An 8,506-nucleotide genomic window follows, 5' to 3' on the forward strand; every position below is an offset into this window, starting at 1 on the left:
AGGCGTAGCCGTAACTCGTGCTTAACCATGACGTGGAGGCTGTGCCTCCACTGCCGCGCCAGCGGCATCCTGCGGCAGAACAGTGTAGAATAACAAGGCATTAACCAAGTGAGCAACAATTGCCGCTAGCGCGGCAGCGGAGGCGCAGCCTCCGCAGTAAAGCCAGGCGCGAGTTAGGGCTACGCCTAAACTCGCGCCAGCACCCAGCCAGTATCCAGATTATTATGAATTTCAGTTGGTTGATTACAATGGCGTGGCGCGACTCGCGCCGCAGCCGCTCGCGGCTGGCGCTGTTTATGTCGAGCATTGTGCTGGGCATTGCGGCGCTGGTGGGCATCAATTCGTTTGGCGACAACCTGGCGCGCAGCATCAATGCGCAGGCCCGCGAGCTGGTGGGTGCCGACCTGGTGCTGTCCTCAAGCCAGCCGTTCGACTCTACCCTGCGGCCGGCCTTGCAGCGGCTGGGCCGCACCCGCACCGAGGAGGTATCGTTTGCCTCGCTCGTGTCGTTTCCGCGCACGCAGGGCGTGCGGCTGGCGCAGGTGCGGGCGCTGGGCGCGGGCTTCCCGTACTACGGCGCCTGGGAAACGCAGCCGGCGCAGGCCAGCGCCCAGTTTCGGGCCGGGCGGGCGAGCGGCGCGCTCGTCGATGACGTGCTGCTCGACCAGTTCAACGCCCGCGTGGGCGACTCGGTGAAGGTGGGCAGCCTCACGGTGCCCATTGTGGGGCGCGTGCTCAAAACGCCGGGCCAGAGCGGCTTCAGCGCCGCCGTGGCGCCCAAGGTGTTTATTCCCATTGCCTTATTAGCTAAAACCGGCCTCGTGCAGCGCGGCAGCCGGGTGCAGTACCGCACCTACTACCAGTTTGCGCCCACCGCCGACGTGGCCGCCGCCATCAAGCCCCTGCAAACGCGCTTCGACCAGACGGGTATCGACACCGATACCGTGGCGAGCCGCCAGCAGGCCACCGGCCGCGCCTTCCGCGACCTCACCCGGTTTCTGAGCCTCGTGGCCTTCGTGGCGCTGCTGCTGGGCAGCGTGGGCGTGGCCAGCGCCGTGAGCCTTTATGTGAAGGAAAAGCTGGCCAGCGTGGCCGTGCTGCGCTGCCTGGGGGCTAGCGGGCGGCAGGCGCTGCTTATTTACTTGATTCAGACTTCGGGGCTGGGGCTGCTGGGCGCGGCCATCGGGGCGGGGCTGGGCGCGGTGGTGCAGCTGCTGCTGCCGAAGGTGCTAGGTGGTTTTCTACCCGTCGATGTGGCCGTGTCGGTATCGCCGGCCTCAGTGGCCCTGGGGCTGCTGACGGGGCTAGCCATGGCGGTGCTCTTTGCGCTGCTGCCGCTGCTGAGCATCCGGCGGGTGTCGCCGCTGCGGGTGCTGCGCGCCTCGCTGGAGGAAGACACCGCCACGCCCGACCCGCTGCGCGGGCTGGTGCTAGGGGGCATTGGGGCGTTTGTGCTGGGCTTTTCGTACTACCAAACCCGCGACTGGAAGCTGGCGCTGGGCTTCGCGGCCGGGCTACTGGCGGCGCTGGGCGCGCTGGCGGGCCTGGGCCTGGGGCTGCGCTGGGCCCTGCGGCGCTTCTTTCCCACCGGCTGGAGCTACGTGGCCCGGCAGGGGCTAGCCAACTTGTTCCGGCCCCAAAACCAGACCGTTACGCTCATTTTATCACTGGGACTGGGCACGTTTTTGCTGGCTACGCTCTACCTCACGCAGGCGGTGCTGCTGGGCCGGGTGCAGCTTTCGGGCGCCGGCAATCAGCCCAACCTGGTGTTGTTCGACATTCAAACCGAGCAGGAGCGCGGCGTCGAGCAATTGCTAACGGCCCAAAAACTGCCCATTTTGCAGCGCGTACCCATCGTGACCATGCGGCTGGCCGCCATCAACGGTAAGTCGGTAACCCAACTTAAAAAGGATACCGCCAACGGCATTCCGCCCTGGGCGCTAACGCGCGAGTACCGCGTGACCTACCGCGACACCCTTAGCAAAACCGAGAAGCTGGTGGCGGGCACCCCGCCCCAGCGTGCCCCGGCCGGCGGCCTGCCCCGCGTGTCGGTCGATGCCGGCTACTTCGAGCGCGTGAAGCTGAAGCTCGGCGACACGCTGACGTTCAACGTGCAGGGCGCGCCCATCGCCACGGTGGTAGGCGGCACCCGCGAGGTCGATTGGGGCCGCGTGCAAACCAATTTTCTGGTCGTTTTCCCCACCGGCGTGTTGGAGCAGGCGCCGCAGTTCCACGTCATCCTCACCCGCACCCCGAGCAACGCGGTGCTGGCCGCCGCCCAGCGCGCGCTGGTGCGCGACTTTCCCAACGTGTCGGCCATCGACCTGGGCCTGATTCTGCAAACGGTAGACGAGATTCTGACCAAAATTTCCTTCGTCATTCGCTTCATGGCGGGCTTCAGCATCCTCACCGGGCTGCTGGTGCTGGCCAGCTCGGTGCTCATCAGCCGCTACCAGCGCACCCGTGAGAGCGTGCTGCTGCGCACGCTGGGCGCCAGCCGCAGCCAGATTCTGCGCATTACGCTGCTCGAATACGCCCTGCTGGGCTCACTGGCGGCCTTGGCAGGGGTGCTGCTGGCTAGCCTGGCCGCCTGGGCGCTGGCTACCTGGGTATTCGAAACGCCCTTTGCCCTCAGCGCGCTGTGGCCGCTGCCGGTGTTGGTGGCGCTCGTGGCGGGCCTCACGGCGCTTATCGGGGGCCTCAACAGCCGCTCGGTGCTGAGCCAGCCGCCGCTGGCCGTGCTGCGCGCCGAGGGCTAGGCCCCCAACTAGTTGCTTAAAAAGAACAACCAGTTGGGGTCAGCCCCCAACTGGTTGCCTGAAAAGAGAAACTTGTTTCGCAGCAAGCACAACTGGCTGCCAAAAAAGCGCAGCTTGTTCGTCAAAATGAAGAACTAGTTGGGGAGCGGGGCCAACTGACTGGCCAAAAAGCGCAACTTGTTTGGCTCGCCGGCCAACTGGTTGCGCTTTTTGGTTGGCTACCGGCCCGGCGGGGCAACGCACGCCGCGGCCCCGCCGGGCTGCTCCGCCGCTCAAACCCGCACACGGGCCTAATTTTGCCTCATGCCTGCCCCTTCTCCCCTAGCCAAGCTCTTCGCCGATTTCAACAACCTTCAAGTGCTCATCGTGGGCGATGTTATGGTTGATGCCTACGTGTGGGGCCGCGCCAGCCGGCTCTCGCCCGAAGCGCCGGTGCCCGTCGTAAACGTAGACCGCACCGAAAACCGCCTCGGCGGCGCCGCCAACGTGGCCCTCAATGTGCAGGCCCTCGGGGCCACGCCGCTGCTGTGCTCGGTGGTGGGCGACGACCAGGGTGGCGACCAGCTGCTGCAGCTGCTGCACACGCACCACCTGCCCGACACCGGCATTATCCGCAGCGCGCACCGGCCCACCACCTTCAAGCAGCGCATTCTGGCCCACGGCCAGCAGCTCGTGCGCATCGATTCGGAGGTCGAAACCGACCTCAATGCCGAGGAAGCCGCCCAGCTGCTAGCGGCTTATGATGACCTGCTGCCCCGCGCCGACGTGGTTATTTTTGAGGACTACGATAAGGGCGTTTTGGCCGAAGCGGTTATTGCCCAGTGCATTGCCCGCGCCCGCGAGCGCGGCGTGCCCACGGTAGTAGACCCTAAGAAAAAGAATTTTCTGGCATATCGCCACTGCACCCTCTTCAAGCCCAACCTCAAGGAGCTGCGCGAAGGCCTCAAGCTGGAATTTGGCGCCCCCGATGCCGACCGCCCCGGCTTCGAGGCCGCCGTGGCCCGCCTGCGCGAGGTGCTCACGCCCGAGATTGTGCTCGTCACGCTTTCCGAACACGGCGTTTTTGCCCAGCAGAACGCCGAAAAAACGTACCTCCCGGCCCACCTGCGCACCATCTCCGACGTGTCGGGCGCGGGCGATACCGTTATCAGCATTGCCGCGCTGTGCGTGGCGCTGGGCCAGCCTGCGGCCTTCACCGCAGCCCTGGCCAACCTCGGCGGCGGCCTGGTGTGCGAGCAGGTGGGCGTAGTGCCCATCGAAAAGCCCCTGCTGCTGGCCGAGGCCGAAGCGGCGGGGCTGTAGCGCGGGCCAGCCAGCAAGTGGGCTTTGGCTACCTGGTTGAGCCTAGCCGGCCAGCGCGTGCAGCACCCACAGCAGGGCCAGCAGCACCAGCGGCGTGCTGATGATGGCCGCCATCGCGGTGGCTACTACCACTACGGCCTCGGCGCGAAACACGCGCCGAAACAACCGCCGCCACCCAAAAAAGAGCAGCGCCGATACTACTATCGACGCGGCGTAGAAGCCCAGGCCCAGGTCTGCTTTCACGAGCGGCATGGGGCTAGGCCTTCTTTAAAAACTCCGTTTTCAGCACCATTGTGCTGCCGCCGGCCCGGCCCTCAATCTCGGCAGGCGAGGTGGTGAGGCGGATATTCTTGACCAGCGTGCCGCGCTTGAGCGTCTGCGACGAGCCTTTGACCTTGAGGTCTTTGATGAGGGTTACCGCGTCGCCTTCGGCGAGCACCGTGCCGTTGCTGTCTTTGGTGGGAGCGTCCATAGCGCAATAAAAAGTTGGTTAGTAACCGTTGGGTGGCACAGGGCGCAAGGAAGTGAGCGCGCTGAAGCCGGCTAGCGGCGCATGGTGCTGCCAGCCGGCTCCGTGCGCCGCTGGCGCACCAGTAGGTTGCAAAGCGCTGGCAGCAAATACGTGAGCACGTGGAGATTGCCGTGAATTAATTGTCCGGAATGGCGGCGTAATCCAGCTTGCTCCTCCGGGCTCATTGCGCAGCCAGCCGGCATCAGCCGGAAATTCTGCTCATCGCTGGCGTAGTGCTTGTCGAGGGCTACCCCGTAATACTCACAGCTCGGGTACCACTTTTTGGTAACGCTGGCCGAGTGGTTGCCCGCCCCAATGTCGAGCAGGCGAAACGACTTGCCGGCAAAGTAGGGGTCGGTGAAGTGGAATTTAGCCGGCAGTTGCAACGAGCGGAATAATGCCATTGGGGCAGATAAATAAGAGCGGCGGGCTAGCCAGGAAGCTACTTAGTAACCAAGTATTTCGAAGAATTAAGTTTGCCTTCGGCGAGAATGACACCGTTGCTGTATTTGGCAAAAGCATCTACCGAAGGTTTTTAAAAAAAGAAGGTTTCATCATTCGTTAGAACAGTTCGTACAAATGATTTACCTGTAAACTGCCATTCTGCTACATAACCACCCGCTCCGTCAGAAAACATACCTCGAAGCTTATACTTGCTTCCCTTTTTTAACAACCTGAATTCCCTTTTATTCGGATAATCCTTGTCACTATTACCAAACCAAGGATTGTACATTCTATCAACTCGCAACTTATATGGGCGGCCGTTAAGTAGCAGAACCGCTTTAGCTAAAGTATACCGAGGCACTTCTCCATCACTACCAAAAAAGGGCTTGCCATTGATAGAAGCAACTGACCTCCTTTCATTTGTCTCCTTGCTAGGATAATATTTCAAGCTCTTCCCCACGGCACTGAAAGGTACTCGCTCTAGGACTAGTATGGCATTTGCATTGAATTTGACACTTACTCTTTGCGCTTGCAAACGAAGCGTGGAGAAGAATAGGCAAGTGACATAGAGCAGCTTCATAGCCTATCCCCGCCACGCCTTCACCGTTTCCACGAACACCTTCACATTATCGGGGTTGGTATCGGGGTACACGCCGTGGCCGAGGTTGGCGATGTGCGGGCCGCCGGCAAACTCGGCCAGCATGGCTTCGGTAGCGGCCTTTACCTGGGCAGGCGTGCCGTAGAGGGCGCAGGGGTCGAGGTTGCCCTGCAGCGTTTTACCGGGGGCTAGCCGGCGCGCCTGGGCCGGCGCCTGGTTCCAGTCGAGCCCGATGGTGCGGCAGGGCGAGTGGGCAAAGTCTTCCACGGCCCACCACGCGCCCTTGGCAAACACCGTAACGGGCACCAGCGGGGCTAGCGCGGCGCTAATGCGGTTGATGTAGCGGGTCGAAAACTCGGCGTAGTGCGCGGGCGGCAGAATGCCGGCCCACGAGTCGAATATCTGCACAATGTCGGCCCCGGCCGCCACCTGCGCCTGCAGGTAGGCAATGGTGGTTACCGTAATTTTTTCGAGCAGCTGGTGGGCCAGCGCCGGCTCCTGGTACAGCATCCGGCGGGCTTTGCTGAAGGTTTTGGAGCCGTGGCCCTCCACCATGTAGGCCAGGATGGTCCAGGGCGCGCCCGCGAAGCCAATGAGTGGCACCCGCCCGGCCAGCTCGCGCCTGGTGATGCGCAGGGCTTCGAGCACGTAACCCAGGTGCTCCTCGGGGTCGGCCACGCGCAGCTTTTCTACATCGGCGGCATTTTTCACTACCTCCGGAAAGAGCGGCCCCTTGGCCTCAATCATCTCGTAGGTAAGGCCCATCGCCTCGGGCACCACCAGGATGTCGGAGAAAATGATGGCCGCGTCTACATCCAGCGCATCCACGGGTTGAATGGTGACCTCGGCCGCCAGCGCCGGCGTTTCTACCAGTTCTTTGAAGCCGGAGAGCCGCCCGCGCAGCGCGCGGTACTCGGGCAAAATGCGGCCTGCCTGGCGCATAAGCCAAACGGGAGTGCGTGCGGTGGTTTCGCCCTGGGCGGCGCGGAGGAGAAGGTCGTTTTTGAGCATGAGGGAGAAAGCAAACCAGGCCCTGGGAGCCTGGCACTAGCGGGCCGCAAAGGTAGCAGCCACACGCCCCTGCCCTACCGGCACACCATCCGGCCCCGGAAACAGCCACTACTGCGGCGGCCGCCGCCGCAGGCAGTACCCACTTCCGCCTAGCTGCCGGCAGCCGCCCCTCGGTGGCTGAGCTACTGCGAAACGATAACGTGCGAGAAATCAGCTCCTAGCCACTTTCGCTGGGCATTGGGCGGCGTAGCCGGGCGGCTCAGCGTCACGAGCCGCTTGGGCACGAGGCCGAGGTCCTGCACAAAAATCAGGTCAATTTCAGCCAGCTCTACGGTAGGCTGCGGCGCGGTGCTAAGGGGCGCTAAAGGGGACGGACCCAGCAGGTTCTGCTTCATCCGGCCTTCTACGCAAGCTACCCACCACTAGGTTTACCTCTCGAAATGGCCTCGGCGCTTAGGTCAGGAACGGGCCGGCGTAGCAGAAAGTCGAAAAATTATCCCTAGTAGCTCTGTGCAAAAGCAAATTATAATTTTCCTAAAAGTCACTCTCTCGCTAACAATTTGATTTACCTTCTTCTAACTAATCTACTGGTAACCAGCTAGCAACCTATATTGCAAAGTAAAATTAACCCAAATATTATACTTTACTCACATTTTTTTTAATTAAAATAATTTTTAAGCGAATTTTCAATGTCACAAATTAAGGACAGTTTTCCTTTTGTGGGCTCTGGCAACAGCCTTTCTTTGTGCACCCTCCCACTACGCTGGGTTACTGACCTTTTCAACATTTTCCTTTTCCAAACCAGAGACCCAAAAGGCCTCGTCAAGGTATTGACGAGGCCTTTTGGGTCTCTGGTTTTTTGGTCATTCAGAAAATTCCGGAAGCTCTGCCTGCGTCCGGGGAGGCGGCGGCCTCTCCTAAAAAGGGGGCCTTAAAGCTGCTGGGACTGCGCCGAGGCAGCGTTATGACCGCGAATGCGACAGTAGCTGGCCTTTGCTGTTAACCCACATAGTAGGTGCGGCAGGGCCGGCAGCAGGCAAGCCAGAGCGCCTGCGCTTGCCGAAAAAAAGCAGATACAGGATGCCTAGCAGCGGCCCCAGCGAGATGGAGCTGAGCAGGCGCAGGTGCCAGTAGTGGGCAGGGCTCAGGGCCCCGTGCTGGGCAAGAGCTTTCAGGAGGTATTCCATCCTTGAATTTACACATGCGCGGCAGCTTTTACACGCGCCCGGGCCGGCAAAAGCTCCGGCCCGAGAGCCAGCGCCGACTACTGCTGGCGGCGGAAAGGCCGGAAAACGCTGTCGGCCACGGCCGGCAGGGAGGGGCCCATGCCGCCATGGGCTGCATAAAAAGCCTTCATGGCTGCGGCCAGCGCGGGCCGGTCGTTCAGGCCTACGCTGGCAAATACGTCCTGGGCGGCCAGCGGGGCCTCCAGCTCGCTCAGCTGGCACGCATCAATGCCCAGCGGGTGCTCAATAAACAGGCGGGCACCGTCGGCCGCCAGGTGGTTGTACTGGTAGCGCCAGGCGTGTGCAAAGGAGGCCGGCGAATTTTTGGTAGTGGGTATAAAGCCGAGGCTTTGCAGGTAGGAACTGGTCATGACACAAGTTATAGGATATAATTTACTTACGCACAAGGCCTTGCACCCGTTATAATCCTGCTTATGCTACGGCATTGTCCTACTGGCCCAGGGCGGCGGTTTGCCAGCACCCCAATTCGTTGCTTAGCCGGCAAACCCGGGCATTATCATCGCTCCGGGAATAGACAAAAAAATAGCCTCAACCTGGGAAGGTTGAGGCTGCACATTGTGGCTCCGCTGGGATTCGAACCCAGGACCCGTACATTAAAAGTGTACTGCTCTACCAGCTGAGCTACAGAACCAAT

General features: G+C 61.6%; 9 protein-coding genes and 1 tRNA gene. 2 read left to right on the forward strand and 8 right to left on the reverse strand.

Features of this window, described 5'->3' with window-relative positions; translation table 11 throughout:
• Positions 1 to 224: 224 nt before the first annotated feature.
• On the forward strand, positions 225 to 2,759 hold the full coding sequence (locus Q5H89_RS17425; RefSeq protein ID WP_305020619.1) for an ABC transporter permease: 2,535 nt from the start codon (positions 225 to 227) through the stop codon (positions 2,757 to 2,759).
• A 303-nt stretch (positions 2,760 to 3,062) separates the two neighbouring features.
• Complete coding sequence (locus Q5H89_RS17430; protein WP_305020620.1) at positions 3,063 to 4,061, forward strand: bifunctional heptose 7-phosphate kinase/heptose 1-phosphate adenyltransferase; 999 nt, start codon at positions 3,063 to 3,065, stop codon at positions 4,059 to 4,061.
• Positions 4,062 to 4,103: 42 nt separating this feature from the next.
• Here Q5H89_RS17430 and Q5H89_RS17435 read toward each other — a convergent pair whose 3' ends face one another.
• The 8 genes from Q5H89_RS17435 to Q5H89_RS17470 all read right to left on the reverse strand — a co-directional run bounded on the left by Q5H89_RS17435 (position 4,104) and on the right by Q5H89_RS17470 (position 8,503).
• Positions 4,104 to 4,313: a hypothetical protein gene (locus Q5H89_RS17435; RefSeq protein ID WP_305020621.1), complete on the reverse strand. Its 210-nt coding sequence runs from the start codon at positions 4,311 to 4,313 to the stop codon at positions 4,104 to 4,106.
• Between the two features lie 4 nt (positions 4,314 to 4,317).
• A complete protein-coding gene (locus Q5H89_RS17440) occupies positions 4,318 to 4,533 on the reverse strand; it encodes an alkylphosphonate utilization protein (RefSeq protein ID WP_305020622.1) in 216 nt (71 codons plus the stop codon).
• Between the two features lie 71 nt (positions 4,534 to 4,604).
• Positions 4,605 to 4,976: a hypothetical protein gene (locus Q5H89_RS17445; protein WP_305020623.1), complete on the reverse strand. Its 372-nt coding sequence runs from the start codon at positions 4,974 to 4,976 to the stop codon at positions 4,605 to 4,607.
• 131 nt (positions 4,977 to 5,107) lie between these two features.
• The gene (locus Q5H89_RS17450; protein ID WP_305020624.1) at positions 5,108 to 5,596 is read right to left on the reverse strand and encodes a hypothetical protein; all 489 of its coding nucleotides are present in this window, start codon (positions 5,594 to 5,596) and stop codon (positions 5,108 to 5,110) included.
• A gap of 3 nt (positions 5,597 to 5,599) precedes the next feature.
• Positions 5,600 to 6,625 carry a uroporphyrinogen decarboxylase gene (gene hemE, locus Q5H89_RS17455; protein WP_305020625.1) on the reverse strand — a complete coding sequence of 342 codons (1,026 nt, stop codon included), beginning with the start codon at positions 6,623 to 6,625 and terminating at the stop codon, positions 5,600 to 5,602.
• 182 nt (positions 6,626 to 6,807) lie between these two features.
• Positions 6,808 to 7,020: a hypothetical protein gene (locus tag Q5H89_RS17460; RefSeq protein WP_305020626.1), complete on the reverse strand. Its 213-nt coding sequence runs from the start codon at positions 7,018 to 7,020 to the stop codon at positions 6,808 to 6,810.
• A gap of 869 nt (positions 7,021 to 7,889) precedes the next feature.
• Positions 7,890 to 8,222, reverse strand: a complete 333-nt coding sequence (locus Q5H89_RS17465; protein ID WP_305020627.1) for a hypothetical protein — start codon at positions 8,220 to 8,222, stop codon at positions 7,890 to 7,892.
• A gap of 208 nt (positions 8,223 to 8,430) precedes the next feature.
• Positions 8,431 to 8,503, reverse strand: a tRNA-Lys gene (locus Q5H89_RS17470).
• Positions 8,504 to 8,506 lie beyond the last annotated feature (3 nt).

The organism is Hymenobacter cheonanensis, assembly GCF_030581075.1.
In the GTDB taxonomy this organism is placed as follows: domain Bacteria; phylum Bacteroidota; class Bacteroidia; order Cytophagales; family Hymenobacteraceae; genus Hymenobacter.